This window comes from Variovorax sp. 10N432 (genome assembly GCF_056394465.1).
Genome location: NZ_JBFTHX010000141.1, coordinates 1 through 643 on the forward strand (window position 1 = coordinate 1; position 643 = coordinate 643).

General features: G+C 65.2%; 1 pseudogene. It reads right to left on the minus strand.

Annotated features, from left to right (window positions below):
- Window positions 1-643, minus strand: a pseudogene (locus AC1DF3_RS37050) (IS5 family transposase); the annotation flags it as partial.

Here is a 643-nt window from a genome sequence, read left to right on the forward strand (position 1 = left end):
AACGACGTGAGGGATGTAGCCGTGGCGCTCGATKGTGCGAAGGTGCTCGGCTCCACGGTAGCCCGCGTCGGCGCACAGATGCTTGTGTCGCCGATGTGGCGGATCCTTGCGCCTGACGACGATGGCGGCGAGCACGTTGTCAAGCCGCTTGCRGTCATGGACGTTGGCCCCGGTCACGACGAGCGACAACGGGACGCCACAGTCGTCCACCAACAGGTGGCGCTTGCTGCCTTTTTCTTCCCCAATCCGTCGGGTTGGGGCCGAGGGCTTCCTGTGCCAGCGGCGCCTTCAGCATCGCGCCGTCGACGCTCTGCCAGCGCCAGGCAATGCCCTCCATCTGGTCGTACTCGGCCAAGCCCGCCTTCCACAGAGCTTCGAAGAAGCCCGCGGCTTCCCACTCCAGGAAGCGCTTGTGGATTGCGCTTGCGCTGCCGAAGCGCTCCTTGGGCAGCGCCTTCCACTGGCAGCCCGTGCGCAGCACGTAGACGATTGCCTCGAACACCAGTCGAGCCGGCTTTGGTGGCCGGCCAGCCCCTGGCTTGCGCACATAGATCTTGTCTGCCGCCGAGCGCGCAGGAATCAGCGGCTCCACACGCTGCCAGAACTCATCGGTCACCACCCACGACTCAACACGTTTCGCCAA